Origin of the sequence: Gottfriedia sp. NPDC058432, assembly GCF_042721555.1 — a bacterium.
GTDB lineage: Bacteria > Bacillota > Bacilli > Bacillales > Bacillaceae_G > Gottfriedia.
On sequence record NZ_JBHXLC010000006.1, the window covers coordinates 44543 to 63852 of the forward strand.

Here is a 19310-nt window from a genome sequence, read left to right on the forward strand (position 1 = left end):
ATTAATTGTGAAAAATTGTAAAATCAGTGAACATTATGTGTCAAAATTCGAGTTTTCTATACAATTAATGGTTCAATCAGTATATTTAATAGTAGAGTTTGGAAAAGTGAAAGGGAGACTTTGAAGGATGAAAAAAGATTTTAACGATACATTTCTTAAAGCGATTAGAGGAGAAGAAGTAACTCATACACCAGTTTGGTATATGAGACAAGCAGGGCGTTCTCAGCCAGAATACCGAAAAATTAAAGAAAAATATTCTTTATTTGAAATTACACATCAACCTGAATTATGCGCTTACGTAACAGCGCTACCTGTGGACCAGTATAATGTTGATGCTGCTATTTTATATAAAGATATTATGTCTCCACTTCCTGCAATTGGAGTAGACGTAGAAATTCAATCAGGAGTAGGACCTGTAATAAGCAATCCTATTCGTTCATTAGCTGATGTAAAAAAGTTAACTGATATTCATCCGGAAGAGCAACTACCTTATATCTATGAGACGATTAAATTATTAACAACAGAAGTACTTTCTGTTCCATTAATTGGATTTGCAGGTGCACCTTTTACGGTTGCTAGCTATATGATCGAAGGTAGACCGTCTAGAAGCTATAATAAAACAAAATCATTTATGTACGCAGAGCCAGAAGCATGGTTTGCTTTAATGGATCATTTAGCAGACATGACAATCAAATACGTAAAGGCACAAGTTAAAGCAGGGGCAAGTGCAATTCAATTATTTGATTCATGGGTGGGTGCTTTGAATGCGAATGATTATCGCATTTATATTAAACCATGCATGGAAAAGATTTTTGCAGCACTTAAAGAAGATAATATTCCAACTACTATGTTTGGAATTGGAGCAAGCCATTTAATTCATGAATGGAATGAACTACCTGTAGATGTAATTGGTCTAGATTGGAGAACTTCTATTACAGAAGCTCGCTCTTTAGGGATTACGAAAACACTTCAAGGTAATTTAGATCCTGCGTTTTTATTAGCACCATGGGAAGAAATTGAGAAACGTGCGAAGGAAATATTAGATGAGGGTATGGCAAATCCAGGTCATATTTTCAACTTAGGTCATGGGGTATTCCCTGAAGTAAATCCTGATACTCTTAAACGATTAACAAGTTTTGTACATGAGTATTCATCAAGGGTTAAAGCTTAATATAAAAGGACTATGGTGATGACATGAAAGAAAAAATCGGTTTATTAGTTATGGCTTACGGCACGCCATATAAAGAATCAGATATTGAGCGTTATTATACAGATATTCGTAGAGGTAGAAAGCCTTCACAAGAGGCGCTAGAAGAACTGACTGAACGATATCGTGCAATTGGAGGAATCTCTCCTTTAGCAAAAATAACAAGCGAACAAGCAAAAGCATTAGAAGAAGATTTAAATAAGATCCAAGACAATGTAGAATTCAAAATGTATATTGGACTGAAGCATATTGAACCATTCATTGAAGATGCAGTAGATGAAATGAAAAAAGATGGTATAACGAAAGCAGTTAGTATCGTGCTTGCACCACATTATTCAACGTTTAGTGTGAAATCGTATAACGAACGTGCTACAAATCATTCTGAAAAAATTGACGGACCAAAAATTATACATGTAGATGATTGGTATAAAGAAGAGCGATTTATTCAATATTGGGTACGTGAAGTGGAAGCAATTCTTGAACCAATGAATGAAGAGCAACGTGTGAAAACGGCGTTTATTTTTTCAGCGCATAGTTTACCTGAAAAAATTCTTTCTTATGGAGATCCATACCCGGATCAACTTAAGGAAACTGCTGAGTTAGTCGTTCAGCAATCCGATATTCGTCATTATTTTCTAGGATGGCAAAGTGCTGGTAATACACCAGACCCTTGGCTTGGACCTGATGTACAAGATTTAACACGTGAATTGAATGATAATTATGATTTTGAAACTTACGTTTATCTACCATTAGGCTTTGTAAGTGAGCATTTAGAAGTACTTTATGATAATGACATAGAATGTAAACATGTAACAGATGAAATTCAAAAAGCATATGTTCGTCCACCGATGCCTAATACAGATCCATTATTTATTAGTGGACTTAGTACGGTTGTATTAAGAAAATTAAACGAACAATAATATGGTTTTGAAATAGGAGGTAAAGAAGTGAATAAGAAGGTTGTCATTATTGGTGGCGGTATTACTGGATTGACATCTGCCTACTATTTAAAACAAGAAAAAATAAAAAATAATCTTCCGATTGATATTCAATTAATTGAAAGTTCATCAAGGCTTGGAGGAAAAATACAAACGATTAGAAAAGATGGATTTGTTATTGAGCGTGGTCCTGACTCATTTTTGGCAAGGAAAAAAAGTGCATATCGTTTAGCTGAAAACTTAGGTATCCAAGACCAAATCGTTTTTAACTCTTCTGGAAAATCTTATGTGTTAGCCCATAATAAATTACATGGTATGCCAGAAGGTTCAAACATGGGGATCCCTACACAAATCAAGCCTTTTATTTTTTCTGGTCTATTTTCACCAGCAGGGAAAATTCGTGCAGGTTTAGATTTTGTTTTACCAAAAACACATGTCCAAGGAGATATGTCATTAGGTAAATTTTTTAGAAGAAGACTTGGTAATGAAGTAGTTGAGAATCTAATTGAGCCCCTTTTATCGGGTATTTATTCAGGCGACATTGATCAAATGAGTTTAATGGCAACATTTCCTCAATTCTTCCAAATTGAACAAAAACATCAAAGTATTGTTTTAGGCATGAAAAAAGAAATGCCTGTAAAGAAATCAAAAGGTCCGAGAAAAGGAATTTTCCAGACTGTAAGTACAGGTCTTCAAACAATCGTTGAACGAATTGAAGAAGAGTTAGATCAAGAAGAAGTTTTAAAAGGTGTACAAGTAGTTAATATAAATAAAGTTGGAAAAAAATATGAGATTGTACTTAGCAATAATGAAAAGATTGAAGCAGATTCAATTATCGTTACGGTACCTCATCGTTTCATTCCACAATTATTTAACAATAAACCTGTATTTGAGCCTTTCAAAAAAGTTCCTTCTACATCAGTTGCGAATGTTGCACTTGCATTTCCAGAGCATGCAATTAAGAAGGATATAAATGGTACAGGCTTTGTTGTTTCACGCAACAATGATTATAATATAACAGCGTGTACATGGACTCATAAAAAATGGGCACATGCTTGTCCAAAAGGTAAGGTTCTCTTACGTTGTTACGTTGGACGCCCTTACAATAAGGAAATAGTCGATAAAACAGATGAAGAACTTGTTGAAATTGTTTTAGAAGATTTAAGAAAAACGATGGATATAACTGAAAAACCAGAGTTTTATATTGTTTCAAGATGGAAAGATGCTATGCCTCAATATACGATTAATCATAAAGAGCGTACGAAAAATATGGAACAATATTTACAAAAGGAAATGCCCGGTGTATCGGTGATCGGTTGTTCATTTTATGGGTCCGGCTTACCAGACTGCATAGATCAAGGTGAAAAAGCAGTATCGGATACAATTGAATACTTGTTCTCACGTGAAAAACAAGCTGTTAAGGCCTATTAAATACAATCTAGTAAAGAATAGAGCAACCAAAAAAGTATATTGATACTTTTAGGTTGCTCTTTTTATTAGGCCTCTGTACTAATAAATGTTTAATAATTTCATCCTTAAAATGGTGCTCTTAAAAGACGTTTAACTTAAAAACTATCTTTTAAGCAATTTGAGCAAGTGTTACTGTAGCAATCATGTTGTTCTTCAATCGTCGAATTACATTGTTTACATACTTTCTTTGGTAATAGTTTTAAAAACTCGGACATTTTCGCAAGCATGATACCCTCTCCTTTAGTTAACTTATTAGTATTGTATTACTACAACTTATTTTGTGTCAATCTGTATTAGTACAATTTTTAAAAAATAATCTAAATGCCTATTTTTGTTAAACAGTAAGGACAAGCTTATAAATTTAAATTTTCATAGAAATAATAAGTACAAAGGAGTGTGTTTGTTTTATGAAAGTAACCGTTATTGGTTATTGGGGCGGCTATCCAGGTAAAGGTGAGGCAACTTCATGTTATTTATTTAAATCAAAAAATTTTAATCTATTGGTTGATTGTGGTTCAGGTGCATTAGCTACTTTACAAAATTACATAGAGCCTAATTGCCTAAATGCTGTAATCCTGTCGCATTATCATCATGACCATATTGCAGATATAGGAGTACTACAATACTTCAAACTAGTAAACGCTGGGAAGGATAAGTTTGCTTTACCTATTTATGGTCATAATTTTAATCAAGAAAAATTTAATTCATTAACATATAAAGAAGCAACAAAGGGATATGAATATAAACCAAATGAGGCCCTTGATCTAGGCCCATTTACAATCCGTTTTCTTAAGACTGTTCATCCGGTTGATTGTTTCGCGATGCGAATTGAAACGGCAAATCATTCGGTCGTATATACAGCGGATTCAAGCTTTACGGAAGAGTTCATACCGTTTTCTTCCAATGCAGATTTACTTATAAGTGATTGTAATATGTATGAAAACCAAGATGGAGCTAAAGTGGGACATATGAGCAGTAAAGATGCTGCGACAATAGCTAATGAAGCAAATGTAAAAGAATTACTTTTATCACATCTTCCGCATAAAGGTGATACAAAAGATTTAAAAGTTGAGGCCAAAAAGTATTATAATGGACTTGTTCATTTAGCCTATACAGGATTTGAATGGAAATCAAAACTTTAGGAGGATACACATGCTATTTTTAGATAATAGGGGAATAACGGATCCAACATTAAATTTAGCGATGGAAGAATATGCGCTAAAAAATCTAGATCCTGAAAATACATATTTTTTATTTTATATTAATGAACCTTCAATCATTATTGGTAAAAATCAAAATACTGCCGAGGAGATTAATGCTTCATATGTAAACGATCATAACATTCATGTTGTTCGAAGATTATCTGGTGGTGGAGCGGTATATCATGATTTAGGAAATCTTAACTTTAGTTTTATTACAAAAGATGATGGTGACAGCTTTCATAATTTTAGAAAGTTTACTGAGCCAGTGATCGAGGCATTAAAAGATCTCGGTGTAAATGCCGAACTTAGTGGAAGAAATGATATATTAGCAGAAGGTAGAAAAATTTCAGGTAATGCACAATTTTCTACTAAAGGTAGAATGTTTAGCCACGGTACATTGTTGTTTGATAGTGATATAGATGAAGTTGTAAATGCATTAAATGTAAAGCTAGAGAAAATTCAATCTAAAGGAATTAAATCAGTCCGAAGTAGAGTCGCAAACATTAAAGAATTTTTAAAAGACGATTTAACAATCCTAGAATTTAAGGATTTAATTTTACAATCTATTTTTAAAGAACATGGGAAAATAGAACGATATGAATGGACAGATGAGGATATAAAAAATATTAAAGAACTTGCTGAGAGTAGATACCGTAATTGGGATTGGAATTTTGGAAAATCTCCTAAATGCAATATTCAACAAAGTAAAAGATTTGCAGCTGGTTCGATTGATCTTCGTTTAGATGTTAACAAAGGAATCATTGAGAATGTTAAAGTTTATGGTGACTTCTTTGGGGTAGGAGATGTATCTGATATAGAACAGCTTCTGATTGGCAGTAAATTTGATCAACAAGAGATTGAAAATAAGTTAAATGAAGTTGATTTTACCCATTATTTTGGGAAAGTAACGAAAGAAGAATTTATGAGTTTATTATTTTAAAAAAAGAGTAGGAAACTACTCTTTTTTTTGTTTGTTAAATAATTAGAAGTCTAAAAAGTGCTAGTTTTCTTACTTGTCAGAACTGTTTTCTAGCAATATAATATATTTAGAATATTTTAAATTTTAATATTTAAAGGAGGTAGTTTTTCTTGAATTTAGTTGAAACACTGTCACAATCAGCTTTGAGGCATCCAAATCATTCTGCTATTATCTTTGAAGGGCAGACATTTTCATACTCAACACTAGAGACTTATATTACGAAATTTGCGAGTGGGCTCTCAAAATTAGGTATTGAAAAAGGAGATAAAGTAGCTCTAGTTGTTGGTAATTCCCCTCATTTTATTATAGCACTATATGGTGCGCTGAAGGTCGGAGCGGCTGTAATACCGGTTAATCCTCTTTATGCACCAGATGAATTAGTATACATATTAACAAACGGCGACGCAAAAGCAGTAATCACCTTAGACTTATTTCTTCCACTAGTAGAAAAAGCTTCACCGATTCTTCCTAATATCGATCACTTCATTATTTGTGAAACAAAACAAGAAAATCCTTATGAATTTAAAAACAATAAATTGAAATCGTTTACAAATGTAGTTGGACTTGGAGATCAAGATTTCAAAGGACCTAAATTACATGATGATGATTTAGCAGTCATTTTATATACTTCTGGTACAACAGGAAAACCAAAAGGAGCTATGTTAACGCATAAAAACTTATATTCGAATGCGATGGATGCTGGACACTTCTTAAGCTTTTCAAGTACAGAAAAGGTAATTGCAACATTACCTGCTTTCCATGTATTTTGTTTAACTGTAGCTTTAAACGCGCCTTTAATGTATGGAGCTACTGTTATTTTAGTGCCTAAATTTAGCCCGAAAGAAATATTTGATATAATTCGTACATACAAAGCAACTGTATTTGCAGGTGTGCCAACAATGTACAACTTCTTATATCAATTCCCTGAAGGAAAGACAGAAGACTTTGAGTCAATTCGACTTTGTATTTCGGGTGGTTCATCATTGCCGGTTGCACTTCTAGAGAATTTTGAAAAGAAATTTAAAGTTATTATATCTGAAGGTTATGGATTGTCAGAAGCCTCACCAGTTACGACATTTAATCCGTTAGATCGCCCAAGAAAAGCAGGATCAATTGGGACAAATATTAGCAATGTAGAAAATAAAGTAGTAAATGCTCTTGGTCAAGAAGTAGCAGTTGGTGAAGTAGGTGAATTAATCGTCCGCGGACCAAATATAATGAAAGGCTATTATAATATGCCAGAAGAAACGGCAATGACGATACGAGATGGCTGGTTATATACTGGTGATCTAGCAAGAATAGACGAAGATGGTTATTTCTATATAGTCGATCGTAAAAAAGAATTAATTCTTGTTGGCGGCTATAATGTATACCCTCGTGAAGTTGAAGAGGTAATTTATAATCATCCAGATGTTGTTGAATGTGCGGTGATTGGATTACCAGACGATAATTTTGGAGAAAGTGTAAAAGCCTATGTTGTTTCCAAAAATCCTTCATTAAGTGTAGAGACCTTATCAGAATATTGCAAGGCGCACTTAGCAAAATATAAAGTACCAAGATCAATAGAATTCATTCCAGAACTACCAAAAAATGCAACTGGTAAAATACTTAGAAGAGCGTTGAAAGATTCAGTTGTACAATAAATTGTGGTAATAGAGGTACAACCTGAATAAGGTTGTACTTTTTTGATTTAAGAGAGGTAAAAACCTGTGTGAAGATTGATTTTTTATTAGCTTCATATGATTCACATGTAATTGGTAATTTAGCTTAACAAGTCGTTTTGTATAGAAATTTGTACTCAATTATTTAAAGGTATAAATTCTTATTTATAAAATAATAATAGTTAATAAGTTTTTAGTTAGTTTTTGTTAATTGCAGTTACTTGCAGTTGTTGATAGAATGGAGGCAAGAGGTGATGGAAATGCCATTAACTAAAGAAGATAAAAAAGTTTTTCAAGAGTCTGCTTTAGAATTACAAGAAATGGACTTTAAGGATTGGGCATCGAAATCTTTTTCAAATAAAGATTTTCGAATAGCATTTTTTAAAATGATGAACAACATTGTCGAGTTAAATCCCTCATCAAACCAACGTTATAATTCAGCAGTATCAATAGAAAATAAAAAAATGCTTTCTGAGTTATTGCTTCTAGCTTTCGACACTGTTGAGAACCCACAAAGAAAACTTGTAATAAAGCCTAAAGTTGCAAAAAGTTTACCAAAAGAAATGCAAGGATATTCTACTGGACAGTTATCAAAATTTTTATATGTAAGCATAACCACAATAAATAATTGGGTAAAAGAAGGAAAGTTTTTTATTGAACATGAGGATGGACGAGTTATTATTGTTGGGCGCACTAGTACCAATGCAAAACTACGATTTCATCCAAACACTTTATTTGATGCTCCAACTGGAGTTCGCTTAAAATTAAAAGATATTGCTGAAGCATATTATAAGGATCAAAAAGAAAGAGAAATGCTTGAAAGCGAGTTCTCAGTTGTGACAGAAGAAGAACAAATTAGACTGTATAATGAGCACTTTATAAATAAGTACAAAGGTACTTTTGAAGAAGTATTTGGAAATAAAAAATGGGACGAATTAACACCAGAAGAGGATACAGATAAATCAATGTGGTCTTTCTTCTTAAACAGAGCAAAAAATGAAGAAAATAATTGGGATTGAAAGAACAAAATTTAATTTAATTGAATTATATTATAAAGATATAATTCGATAAATTCAAAATATCCCGAGTACTGATATCCCTAAACACTTTGGTCCCAATGTGTATTGCCAGGCTAAAAGGATAAAATTTACGTTCGAATCAGACATTCCTGATTTAAAATGTATTGAATACATAGATAAAAAAACAGATAAAATTGTAGCTTATTTCTATGATTGGGAAAGCAGTGCTGGTGCGATTATGAAATTTCATAACCATTACCATCACGACGAAGCACCAGAGGATGTAAAGGAGTTTGATCCTTTCCACTTACATATCGGACAGGATCGATTCGATAAACTAGCAAAAGCTCGTAAAAAAGATGAAGAATTTATGTGCTTGCAAAAAGTATTAGATTTTATCAAGCTCCATCTGTATGCGAAAATAAGAGAAAAACATTTAAATCCTAGGTGAGAAATGTTTATTCTAAACTACGATATACTAGTCGTGGTTTTATTTTTTATATTTATATTTAGTAGTAATTTAATTTCTAATTCAACTACAGTATTTTAAAATATAATAGGTTGAAGTTCTAAAAAATTGGACAAAGTTGATAATATAGAGAATGGGGGGAGATTTTATGAAAAAAGCAACTAAATCTAAATTAACCAAATTTATCTGTCTAGGCTATCTTATTTATATCATTTTAGTCCTGTTATACTTTTATGTTTTTACGACTTCTGACCTACCTTCAAAATATAAAGGAACATTTGTTGATCCACATACATTCATGAATCATAAAGAAGCTAATCTAAGCTCTAGTTATAGCACATTAAAAAATGTTCTTTATTTTATTAGCTTACCGATCGATTGGATTGTATTATCACTTTTATTATTAAGTGGAACAATTGAAAGATTAGGTGACTCTTTATCTAAGTTGACTAGATTTAAGTTTATACAAGTCCTTTTATATTTTTTCTTTGTCTCGGTCGTTACATATATTGTTACATTTCCACTTGATTTCTATCGATTTAAGTTATCAACGAAATATGGTTTATCTGTCCAAACATTTAATGCTTGGATGAAGGATGAAATGATTGGTTTTTGGATAAATTTTGCCATGATGTTTTTTGTGATGTATGTTGTGTATTTGTTAATCAAAAAGCAACCAAAGAAATGGTGGTTAACTGCATGGCTATTAAGTATTCCTTTTACAATTTTCTTAACGTTTATTCAGCCTGTAGTAATTGATCCCTTATATAATGATTTTTACCCATTAAAAGATAAAAATTTAGAAAAGAAAATTATTACCCTTGCTAAAGAAGCAAATATTCCTGCACATCGGGTATATGAAGTAAATATGTCCACTAAGACAACTACTTATAATGCATATGTTACTGGTATAGGTAAAAACGCTAGGATTGTATTATGGGATACAACTCTTAAAGGGCTAACTGAAGATGAAATTATGTTCATCATGGCTCATGAAATGTCACATTACGTCCACAAAGACATTTATAAATCAATGTTTGGTATGCTAGCAGGTAGTTTAGTTGGTCTGTATATCATTCACTTATTAATGAGGTATGTACTATCGAAGAGTAGAAGCAGTAATTCTACTGAAAAAATGGCAGTCATCTTAACACTATTTTTAATCATTAGTGGAGTAGTAAGCTTTATTTCTGATCCAGTATCAAATGCATTTTCAAGAAGTGCTGAGAAAAGAGCAGATTTATATGCAGTTAAGCTAACACATGATCCAGAGGCAGGCATTATAGCGTTTCAAAAGTTATCCAAAAACAGCTTGTCTCAAGTAAATCCACCATTTTTAGTGAAATTGTTTAGATATGATCATCCGACAATGTTGGAAAGAATGAGGTATTTAGAGGCAGCTGAAAAAAGAAACAACAATAAATAGAGTAAATCCTTTGTTGAATGTTTAGCTTGTAGATTGTTTGGTTTTGTACCAATATCTACAAGCTTTTTTATTGCGTGAAATTTTAATCGAGAAAAATTTAGAAGCACTTCAAATGTCTTAATTATACATAGTATCAAGTGTTTAATAATTAATTCGTGTGTTTCCTTTATTATTCTTTTACTAAACTTTATCAAAGACAATGGAACACAAATTGAAGATTTTTACTTTGGAAAAATATGATGGACCTCTCGATCAAGATAAAAAAATTTGGGTATCAGTGGACTCACAAGATACTTTCTAAAAAGTTAAGCTGTCGAAAATTCTTTTGGAAATATTTTCAGAATTTAATATCAAATCCGAATATACTGTTATATAATAACATAAGTAATCAATATCTGTTATATAACTGAATGGAGGAATCATATGACAACTGAACTTTCAAAAATTAAAGTTCTCGGTAATCATGTAGAGGGTTCAACTGACATTCTTACGACCGAAGCATTAAGTTTTTTAGAGCAATTACATCTGAAATTTGATCAACGTAGACAACAGCTGTTATTAAACAGAAAAGAAAGAATGCGTTTGTTACAAAATGGAGGTAAGCTTCAATTTTTAGAGGAAACAAAACACATTCGTGAAAGTGAATGGACAATTGCACCTATTCCAGAGGATTTACAAGATCGAAGAGTAGAGATAACGGGACCAGTTGATCGAAAAATGATTATTAATGCATTGAATTCTGATGCGTTTGTTTTCATGGCTGATTTTGAAGATGCTACTTCTCCAACTTGGGAAAATATAATTTCTGGTCAGGTTAATTTAAGAGATGCTGTGAATCGAACAATTTCACTTCATTCAAAAGGAAAAACATATAAGTTAAAAGAGAAGCCAGCTGTACTATTAGTTCGACCAAGAGGTTGGCATTTAGAAGAAAAACATATCACTGTAAATGGTGAAAATATGTCTGGTAGCTTAGTAGATTTTGGACTTTATTTCTTTCATAATGCGAAACAAGCAATTAAAAATGGCTCAGGACCTTATTTTTATTTACCAAAAATGGAAAGTTATTTGGAAGCAAGATTATGGAATGATGTTTTTTTATTTGCTCAAAAAGAATTGAATATACCTGTTGGAACGATTAAAGCAACTGTATTAATCGAAACAATTGCTGCTTCATTTGAAATGGATGAAATACTTTATGAATTAAAGGAGCATTCAGCGGGATTTAATTGTGGCAGATGGGATTATATTTTTAGTTTTATAAAAATGATGCGATACGACAAATCAATTATTTTACCTGATCGTTCTGTTGTGACGATGGAAGTACCTTTTATGCGTTCATATTCTCAAAAAGTTATTCAAACTTGCCATCGTAGAAATGCTCCTGCAATTGGAGGAATGGCAGCTCAAATTCCAATTAAAGATGATAAAGAGCGAAATGAAGTTGCATTTGAAAAAGTAAGAAAAGATAAAGAGCGTGAAGCAAAGGATGGACACGATGGTACTTGGGTAGCTCATCCTGGTTTAGTAGCTGTAGCTCTTGAACAGTTTAATCGATTTATGCCAACACCAAACCAGATTCATAGAAAACGTGAGGATGTTAATGTAACTGAAGCGGATCTTTTAGAGATTCCAAGTGGTGTTATTACTGAACAAGGTCTCAGAACAAATATAACAGTTGCGATTCAATATATTGAAGCATGGATAAGTGGTCGAGGCGCGGTGCCGCTATACAACTTAATGGAGGATGCTGCGACTGCTGAAATTTCGCGTGCACAAATTTGGCAATGGGTGCGTCATGAAAAAGGCGTTTTAGAGGATGGTACAAACATTACTTTACAATTAGTGGATTCATTAAAACATGAAGAAATGATGAAGCTTCAACTAGAAATAGGGAAAGAACAATTTGAAGCAAAACGATTTAGTGAAGCAATTGAATTATTTAATGAGTTAATTAGCAATGATGAATTTGCTGACTTTCTGACTTTAAAAGGATATAACTTTTTATAAAATTAGGAGGAATTGAATATGACGAAAAATCGTGAAAAGCGTATTGCTGAATTACAAGAAAGCTGGGAGCTTGATTCTAGATGGAATGGCATTACAAGAACATACACTGCTGAAGACGTAATTAAATTAAGAGGATCAATCGATATTGAACAAACATTAGCAAAAAAAGGTGCAGAAAAGTTATGGAAGCTTTTAAATGAAGAAAGCTATGTAAATGCACTAGGAGCATTAACTGGAAATCAGGCAATTCAACAAGTTAAAGCAGGTTTGAAGGCTATTTATTTAAGTGGTTGGCAAGTAGCTGCTGATGCGAATCTTTCTGGTCAAATGTATCCAGATCAAAGCTTATATCCGGCAAATTCTGTACCAGCAGTTGTAAAACGAATTAACCAGGCTTTCCAACGTGCAGATCAAATTCAATTTGTTGAAGGTGGAGAAGAAATCGACTACTTCGCACCGATTATGGCGGATGCAGAGGCTGGCTTCGGTGGACAATTAAATGTATTTGAATTAATGAAAAGCATGATTGAAGCAGGAGCTGCAGGTGTACATTTTGAAGATCAATTGTCTTCGGAGAAAAAATGTGGCCATTTAGGTGGGAAAGTATTATTACCAACACAAACGGCGGTTCGTAATTTAATCTCTGCTCGTTTAGCAGCGGATGTAATGGGAGTTCCTACCCTTATTGTTGCACGAACTGATGCAGATGCAGCAGATTTAATTACAAGTGATATTGATCCAGTCGACCAACAATTTATTACAGGTGAAAGAACACCTGAAGGCTTTTATCGTACGAAAGCCGGGTTAGATCAAGCAATTGCTCGTGGTCTTGCTTATGCACCGTATGCAGACTTAGTTTGGTGTGAGACGTCAGAGCCAAACTTAGAAGATGCAAAACGTTTTGCAGATGCTATACATGCAAAATTCCCAGGTAAATTACTAGCTTATAACTGCTCACCTTCATTTAACTGGAAGAAGAAACTTGATGACGAAACAATTGAAACATTCCAACAACAAATTGCAGCAATGGGCTATAAATTCCAATTCGTTACCCTTGCTGGTTTCCATGCATTAAACTTTGGTATGTTTGAATTAGCTAGAAACTACAAAGATCGAGGAATGGGAGCATATTCAGAACTTCAACAAGCTGAATTTGCAAGCGAACAATATGGCTATACTGCGACAAGACACCAACGCGAAGTTGGAACAGGATATTTTGATCAAGTAGCTCAAATTATTACTGGAGGAACTTCTTCAACAACAGCTCTTAAAGGTTCTACTGAAGAACAACAATTTTCATCTAATTAACTAGTAAAAAACCACTTTTTTTAAATGTGAAAAAGGTGGTTTTTCTATTGGGTTTTATCCTAAAATTTAGTAAACAATGACACTTTTGTTAAAGTATTTAAAAAATGATATTACAAATAAAGATTTATGATATTATTTCTCTAACATCAATGTTGCTACTATACTTCATGTTAAAATTTTTTATCTGAACTTGTTAAACTTAATTGTTGGCCTTTAATTTAATTATTTAATTAAGGAAGAGGGAGCGTCAATTAAAGCCAATAAGTTTAACATTTCATAATACTAATAACAGAAGGAGTTGTAAGGATGAATCATGTGAAAGGACAAGTTAAAGTATTAAATGAGTACGAGATTAATAAGTCGACAATGGCAATCATTCCAGAATTCACGGTCGATTTAGTTGTGATTTCAAAGGTATATGAAACAGATGATAGTTTTTATGTTTTAATGAAACCGATTGAAATTATTGAAAGAAGCTGTGCTTATTTCGGGAGTAGTTACCGGGGTAGGCGTGAAGGAACTAAACAAATGATTTCCATCACCCATAAACCACCAATAGCGATCAGCTCAATGAATCAAATTTTCTTTTTCCCCACTTCATCTTCTTTAAAAGTAGAATGCTCTTGGATCTCCTACAATCATGTTGCTAATTTCAGAGGCGGTAAATACAATCGATCAGTGGTTGAATTTTTTAACGGCGTTGAACTTCCATTAGAAATATCTCGTGGATCATTTGAAAACCAACTATACCGAACTGCACATCTAAGAGCTATTTATGAAGACCGACTCAACCCTGAAAATACCCAACAAAAATCTTACAAATTAATCCCTGATAACGAAATTACATCATATATAAAAGGAATATCCATACACGAAAAATAAAAATGAAAGATTAAAAATTTAACTACTTTAACATTTAGTGAAGTAGTTTTTTTATGGGGATTATTTGGAAATTATATTTATGAAAATTAGTCCTTTTAATTCTTAATTAGTAGGATCTATTAAAGTAGATTGTTGAAATCTTATTCAATATAATGGCAGTTTAGTTGCATAAGAAATGATAAAATAGTAAGTCAATAATTAATAATTTTTTAAAAAAACAGAATTATATTGACAATTATCGAATGGATTGATATGGTTATAAAAAAAATATTTCTTATCCAGAGAGGTGGAGGGACTGGCCCTTTGAAGCCTCAGCAACAGGTCTGCTTAAGTAGACACTGTGCTAATTCCAGCGGGTGTTAACCTGATAGATGAGAGCTTTCGTTTTTATTTGTCAGTAGCGCACTCTTTTTTAGAGTGCGTTTTTGTTTTTTCTGGATAGTAACTAAAGGAGAGTTTAAATGGGGAACAAAAATGGGCAAGAATTTCAAAGGAACATGCAAGCACGTCATTTAGTCATGCTATCACTTGGTGGGGTGATTGGAACTGGCTTATTCTTAAGCTCGGGCTACACTATTCAACAAGCTGGCCCGTTTGGAACAATACTATCCTATCTGATTGGTGCGCTAGTGGTTTATCTAGTTATGCTATGTTTAGGAGAGCTTTCCGTACATATGCCTGAAACGGGCTCATTTCACAGTTATGCAGTTAAATACATTGGACCGGGTACAGGGTATACAGTAGCCTGGTTGTATTGGTTAACTTGGACTGTTGCTTTAGGTTCTGAATTTACAGCCGCAGGATTACTTATGAAGCGATGGTTTCCATCGATTAATGTTTGGATATGGAGTGCTATTTTTGCCATTTTGATCTTTGTATTAAATGTCATGACTGTTAAATTTTTCGCCGAATCCGAATTTTGGTTTTCATCGATAAAGGTTATAGCTATTGTGATTTTTATTGTTTTAGGAGCAGCGGCAATGCTAGGGTTTCTTCCGATGAGTCATTCAAAAGCAGCGCCATTATTTTCTAATTTTACAAGTGGAGGTTTATTTCCTCATGGTGCTACGGGAATTATAATGACCATGCTTGCGGTTAATTTTGCTTTTTCAGGAACAGAATTAATAGGCATTGCAGCTGGAGAAACCGCGAACCCGGAAAAAATGATACCGAAGGCCATTCGAACTACTCTGTGGAGATTGATCATCTTTTTTGTAGGAACGATTTTTGTTTTATCTGCGTTATTGCCTATTTCCGATGCTGGTGTATTAGAGAGCCCTTTTGTTGCAGTTCTAGAACGAATTGGGGTGCCATATTCAGCTGACGTAATGAATTTCGTTATCTTAACAGCTATTTTATCTGCGGCAAACTCAGGCCTTTATGCCTCTTCTAGAATGCTTTGGTCGCTTGCTAATAAGAATACGATATCTCCGATTTTTGGAAAAATGACGAAGCAAGGTGTTCCAATCAACGCCGTCATTTTCAGCATGGTGGGTGGAGCTTTGGCTTTGCTCTCAAGTATTGTGGCACCAGATACTGTCTATATCGTACTTGTTTCCATTTCCGGTCTAGCAGTAGTTGTAGTTTGGATGAGTATTAGTGCTTCCCAGTTCCTATTTCGCAGACAATTTTTGAAAGAAGGAAATTCTGAAAAGGACTTGATTTATCGCACACCACTGTATCCATTAGTACCAATTGCTTCTTTTATCCTTTGTCTGGCATCGTGTATTGGAATTGCATTCGATCCAACACAGAGAATTGCCTTATATTGCGGCATACCGTTTATTTTGTTTTGCTATGGAAGTTATTATCTAACAAAAAATTTAAAAAAGAGGGGCGTAGATTATGTCGAACAAAGTCAATCCAATTGATGCTATTTTATCCCAACATTCCATTATGCTTCTTGACGGAGCATTAGCTACAGAATTGGAGGCGCATGGATGTAATTTGGACGATCCCCTTTGGTCGGCACGTGTGTTACTAGAAAATCCGGAACTTATTTATCAGGTTCATTCGGACTATTTTCGTGCTGGTGCGGACTGTGCCATAACAGCAAGCTATCAAGCTACTATTAGTGGTTTTTCCGCGCGTGGAATACAAGAACAGGAAGCTTTGGAATTAATTAAGAAAACGGTGTTACTTGCAAGAAGGGCAAGAGATGATTTTTGGAAGGAAAATAAGCAAACGAATAGGCCTAAACCATTGGTTGTTGCATCGGTTGGGCCGTACGGGGCTTACCTTGCAGATGGTTCAGAGTATGTAGGCAACTATGGTGTGACAGATAAAACATTAGCAGACTTTCACCGTTCGAGAATGTCAGCGTTAATTGAAGCAGGTGCAGATCTATTGGCATTTGAAACGATTCCTTCTTTGCAAGAAGCAAGAGTATTAGATACATTATTACGTGAGTTTCCAAAAACATTTGCGTGGCTTTCCTTTTCGTTAAAAAATGAGAAAGAGATTAGTGAAGGTATAAAACTCGTAGAGTGTGCACGAGTTTTTGAGAAAAGTGAACAAATTGTAGCGATAGGCATCAATTGTGCGCCAGTAACCGTTGTGACTGGTGCAATACAAGAGTTGAGGGCAAACACCAAAAAACCGATTATTGTTTATCCAAATTCTGGTGAAACTTATAATCCAGAAACAAAAACATGGCATGGTCATGAACAATGTAACGTGTTGGATATTCAATCTGAAGAATGGTACCAAGCAGGTGCACGTTTAATAGGTGGATGCTGCAGAACGACACCTTATCACATTGAGGAGATATCGAACAAGTGGCGTTCTTCCGAGTATTGAACCAATTGAAGGTGAAGGGGATATTCGTAATTAAAGTTAACGAATAAGTTCATTTAGTTATTCAAAAAATAGTTCATATTTCTGAAAGTTATTCAACTAACGCGTTCTTTAGTTGTACAACGTGATCGACGATTTTGTCGATCTTTTTTCAAGATCTTAATCTAACAGACCCAATAAGAAAAACTATATAAATTAACATGAAATTTGTTTTCATCTATATTAATCTTTGGTGTTTCTGGAATGAAGATTTAAATACTTCTTATGTATAGAGTTATTTTGATTTATTGATTTTAAATGTAGTATTTTATTCCTGTTTTTAAATTCTTTTTACTTTATTTGCTCCGTAATCGTGGCTTTATTTGAATTTTTTTTAAAACTTTTACTAAATCTTTTAAGAAATTACTTATTTAATTGACAACTACTTTTCCATTTAGTGAAGTAGTTTTTTTATTTATTCAAAGAATAGTTTATTAGAATTACATTAAGCATCATTAGGAACAAATTAGTAAAAAAATAATTATAAGATGAACAGTCAAATTATTACAAAAAATACTAGTTAGAATCATTTATTATTATTGAATAAATAGTTATATGTGATAATGTTAACAGTAAGGATATCTATTTAGAAATACGGCTTAAGGAGAGATTCATATTTAAATGAACGTTTTTGACTTAAAGGCTTTTTTTACAGAAGAACATTTTTTACATCTCATTCAACAGTACAAAGACTATGGTCCATTAGTTGGAATATCAATCCCTTTTATTGAAGCAATTTGTCCAATTTTACCTTTAGTCATTTTTGTATTTGCTAATGCTGCAGCATTTGGGCCTTTATTAGGTTTTTTATATTCATGGATTGGTTCTTGCTTAGGTTCCATTTTACTATTCTATGTTGTTAGAAAATTTGGTCAGAAACGATTTTTTTCATTTGTAAGTAAGCATAAGAAAGTAGAATCTTCAATAGGGTGGATTGAAAAAAGGGGATTTGGCCCGATTTTTATTATGTTTGCATTTCCGTTTTCACCATCTTTTTTAATAAATATTGTAGCTGGTCTGTCACGTATTAAAATATCACAATTTCTAATCGCATTAGTACTTGGAAAGTTTACTATGATTGCCATGATTAGTTATTTAGGGAAAGATTTAACTTCAGTGTTTCAAAACCCGATTAAAGCAGTGTACATAGGAATTTTTATATTCGTATTATGGATTGTTGGGAAAGTGATTGAGAAACGTATGGACATCAAAGAAAAAACACCAGAGAAAAAGAGAGCGCCTCAATCATCTGATGAGCAATAAAGCATTATTACTCAAAAGGGAGAGAGCAACTTTATGCTAAGAAAAGAAGTATTTGACTGGGGAAAAGCGATCATTATTGGGATCGCAATTGCTTTTATTGTAAGAACGTTCTTATTTTCTACATATGTAGTTGATGGGGAATCTATGATGCCAACATTAAAGGATGGAAACTTACTAGTTATAAATAAATTTGGATATGAGATTGGTGATATTAACAGATTTGACGTAATTGTATTTCATGCAAATAAGAAAGAAGATTATGTTAAGCGTGTGATTGGTTTACCTGGAGATTCAATTGAATATAAAGATGATCAGCTTTATGTTAACGATAAAAAATGGAATGAACCATATTTAAATGATTACAAGAGTTCTTTAAAAGGAACAGCTTTTACACCTGATTTTAATTTAAACGAAGTTACAGGTAAAACGAAAGTTCCACCAGGTTATGTTTTTGTTGAAGGGGACAATCGACCAAAAAGTTATGACAGTCGTTTGTTTGGATTTGTAAAAATTGATAAAATTGTAGGGAAGGTCGACCTACTTTATTGGCCAATTTCAAGTTTGAATACGAATTTTAACAAATAAGCTCCTTATGGGGGCTTTTCTTATTAATTACACATTTAAACACTGTTTCAAATTAG

The 19310-nt window shown here is 33.2% G+C and carries 17 protein-coding genes and 1 riboswitch; of the genes, 16 read left to right on the forward strand and 1 reads right to left on the reverse strand.

All coding sequences use genetic code 11. From position 1 onward, the window contains the following. Nucleotides 1-127: 127 nt before the first annotated feature. The 3 genes from hemE to hemY are packed head-to-tail and all read left to right on the forward strand — an operon-like array spanning nucleotide 128 to nucleotide 3576. The gene (gene hemE / locus ACFWM3_RS08040) at nucleotides 128-1171 is read left to right on the forward strand and encodes a uroporphyrinogen decarboxylase (RefSeq protein WP_056476188.1); all 1044 of its coding nucleotides are present in this window, start codon (nucleotides 128-130) and stop codon (nucleotides 1169-1171) included. A gap of 23 nt (nucleotides 1172-1194) precedes the next feature. Then, nucleotides 1195-2127, forward strand: coding sequence for a ferrochelatase (gene hemH, locus ACFWM3_RS08045; RefSeq protein ID WP_056476192.1), 933 nt, complete (start codon nucleotides 1195-1197; stop codon nucleotides 2125-2127). A gap of 27 nt (nucleotides 2128-2154) precedes the next feature. Further along, nucleotides 2155-3576 (forward strand): protoporphyrinogen oxidase, encoded by a 1422-nt coding sequence (hemY, locus tag ACFWM3_RS08050; protein ID WP_390310990.1) that lies wholly within the window; start codon nucleotides 2155-2157, stop codon nucleotides 3574-3576. 134 nt (nucleotides 3577-3710) lie between these two features. Here hemY and yhfH read toward each other — a convergent pair whose 3' ends face one another. Beyond that, nucleotides 3711-3842 (reverse strand): protein YhfH, encoded by a 132-nt coding sequence (gene yhfH / locus ACFWM3_RS08055; protein WP_082459635.1) that lies wholly within the window; start codon nucleotides 3840-3842, stop codon nucleotides 3711-3713. A 180-nt stretch (nucleotides 3843-4022) separates the two neighbouring features. Between yhfH and ACFWM3_RS08060 the strand changes: the two genes are divergently transcribed. The 13 genes from ACFWM3_RS08060 to lepB all read left to right on the forward strand — a co-directional run bounded on the left by ACFWM3_RS08060 (nucleotide 4023) and on the right by lepB (nucleotide 19254). Continuing rightward, nucleotides 4023-4757 carry an MBL fold metallo-hydrolase gene (locus tag ACFWM3_RS08060; RefSeq protein WP_056476198.1) on the forward strand — a complete coding sequence of 245 codons (735 nt, stop codon included), beginning with the start codon at nucleotides 4023-4025 and terminating at the stop codon, nucleotides 4755-4757. A gap of 10 nt (nucleotides 4758-4767) precedes the next feature. Further along, complete coding sequence (gene lplA, locus ACFWM3_RS08065; protein ID WP_056476200.1) at nucleotides 4768-5757, forward strand: lipoate--protein ligase; 990 nt, start codon at nucleotides 4768-4770, stop codon at nucleotides 5755-5757. 149 nt (nucleotides 5758-5906) lie between these two features. Continuing rightward, nucleotides 5907-7439 (forward strand): fatty acid--CoA ligase family protein, encoded by a 1533-nt coding sequence (locus ACFWM3_RS08070; protein WP_390310991.1) that lies wholly within the window; start codon nucleotides 5907-5909, stop codon nucleotides 7437-7439. 272 nt (nucleotides 7440-7711) lie between these two features. After that, complete coding sequence (locus ACFWM3_RS08075) at nucleotides 7712-8476, forward strand: hypothetical protein (protein ID WP_390310992.1); 765 nt, start codon at nucleotides 7712-7714, stop codon at nucleotides 8474-8476. 238 nt (nucleotides 8477-8714) lie between these two features. Further along, nucleotides 8715-8927 (forward strand): hypothetical protein, encoded by a 213-nt coding sequence (locus ACFWM3_RS24985; protein WP_483867259.1) that lies wholly within the window; start codon nucleotides 8715-8717, stop codon nucleotides 8925-8927. A gap of 166 nt (nucleotides 8928-9093) precedes the next feature. After that, nucleotides 9094-10371 (forward strand): M48 family metallopeptidase, encoded by a 1278-nt coding sequence (locus tag ACFWM3_RS08085; protein ID WP_056476210.1) that lies wholly within the window; start codon nucleotides 9094-9096, stop codon nucleotides 10369-10371. Between the two features lie 423 nt (nucleotides 10372-10794). Next, on the forward strand, nucleotides 10795-12381 hold the full coding sequence (gene aceB, locus ACFWM3_RS08090) for a malate synthase A (RefSeq protein ID WP_390310994.1): 1587 nt from the start codon (nucleotides 10795-10797) through the stop codon (nucleotides 12379-12381). Between the two features lie 18 nt (nucleotides 12382-12399). Continuing rightward, complete coding sequence (gene aceA, locus ACFWM3_RS08095; RefSeq protein WP_387360585.1) at nucleotides 12400-13689, forward strand: isocitrate lyase; 1290 nt, start codon at nucleotides 12400-12402, stop codon at nucleotides 13687-13689. Nucleotides 13690-13995: 306 nt separating this feature from the next. After that, a complete protein-coding gene (locus tag ACFWM3_RS08100) occupies nucleotides 13996-14571 on the forward strand; it encodes a competence protein ComK (RefSeq protein WP_056476218.1) in 576 nt (191 codons plus the stop codon). Between the two features lie 271 nt (nucleotides 14572-14842). Beyond that, nucleotides 14843-14949: riboswitch (SAM riboswitch) on the forward strand. Nucleotides 14950-15032: 83 nt separating this feature from the next. Next, nucleotides 15033-16442 (forward strand): S-methylmethionine permease, encoded by a 1410-nt coding sequence (mmuP, locus tag ACFWM3_RS08105; protein ID WP_390310995.1) that lies wholly within the window; start codon nucleotides 15033-15035, stop codon nucleotides 16440-16442. After that, nucleotides 16417-17370: a homocysteine S-methyltransferase gene (mmuM, locus tag ACFWM3_RS08110; RefSeq protein WP_390310996.1), complete on the forward strand. Its 954-nt coding sequence runs from the start codon at nucleotides 16417-16419 to the stop codon at nucleotides 17368-17370. The genes mmuP and mmuM overlap by 26 nt, the downstream gene beginning before the upstream one ends. 657 nt (nucleotides 17371-18027) lie before the next feature. Next, a complete protein-coding gene (locus tag ACFWM3_RS08115; RefSeq protein WP_056473567.1) occupies nucleotides 18028-18669 on the forward strand; it encodes a TVP38/TMEM64 family protein in 642 nt (213 codons plus the stop codon). A 33-nt stretch (nucleotides 18670-18702) separates the two neighbouring features. After that, nucleotides 18703-19254, forward strand: coding sequence for a signal peptidase I (gene lepB / locus ACFWM3_RS08120; protein WP_056473570.1), 552 nt, complete (start codon nucleotides 18703-18705; stop codon nucleotides 19252-19254). Nucleotides 19255-19310 lie beyond the last annotated feature (56 nt).

Excerpts from the sequence above, each read along its gene's own strand:
- mmuP (WP_390310995.1), top strand. The coding sequence starts at position 15,033 with ATGGGGAACAAAAATGGGCAAGAATTTCAAAGGAACATGCAAGCACGT.
- ACFWM3_RS08060 (WP_056476198.1), top strand. The coding sequence starts at position 4,023 with ATGAAAGTAACCGTTATTGGTTATTGGGGCGGCTATCCAGGTAAAGGT.
- ACFWM3_RS08115 (WP_056473567.1), top strand. The coding sequence starts at position 18,028 with ATGAACGTTTTTGACTTAAAGGCTTTTTTTACAGAAGAACATTTTTTA.
- hemH (WP_056476192.1), top strand. The coding sequence starts at position 1,195 with ATGAAAGAAAAAATCGGTTTATTAGTTATGGCTTACGGCACGCCATAT.
- aceB (WP_390310994.1), top strand. The coding sequence starts at position 10,795 with ATGACAACTGAACTTTCAAAAATTAAAGTTCTCGGTAATCATGTAGAG.
- lepB (WP_056473570.1), top strand. The coding sequence starts at position 18,703 with ATGCTAAGAAAAGAAGTATTTGACTGGGGAAAAGCGATCATTATTGGG.
- lplA (WP_056476200.1), top strand. The coding sequence starts at position 4,768 with ATGCTATTTTTAGATAATAGGGGAATAACGGATCCAACATTAAATTTA.
- ACFWM3_RS24985 (WP_483867259.1), top strand. The coding sequence starts at position 8,715 with ATGAAATTTCATAACCATTACCATCACGACGAAGCACCAGAGGATGTA.
- ACFWM3_RS08085 (WP_056476210.1), top strand. The coding sequence starts at position 9,094 with ATGAAAAAAGCAACTAAATCTAAATTAACCAAATTTATCTGTCTAGGC.
- ACFWM3_RS08100 (WP_056476218.1), top strand. The coding sequence starts at position 13,996 with ATGAATCATGTGAAAGGACAAGTTAAAGTATTAAATGAGTACGAGATT.
- yhfH (WP_082459635.1), bottom strand. The coding sequence starts at position 3,842 with ATGCTTGCGAAAATGTCCGAGTTTTTAAAACTATTACCAAAGAAAGTA.
- mmuM (WP_390310996.1), top strand. The coding sequence starts at position 16,417 with ATGTCGAACAAAGTCAATCCAATTGATGCTATTTTATCCCAACATTCC.
- ACFWM3_RS08075 (WP_390310992.1), top strand. The coding sequence starts at position 7,712 with ATGGAAATGCCATTAACTAAAGAAGATAAAAAAGTTTTTCAAGAGTCT.
- aceA (WP_387360585.1), top strand. The coding sequence starts at position 12,400 with ATGACGAAAAATCGTGAAAAGCGTATTGCTGAATTACAAGAAAGCTGG.
- hemE (WP_056476188.1), top strand. The coding sequence starts at position 128 with ATGAAAAAAGATTTTAACGATACATTTCTTAAAGCGATTAGAGGAGAA.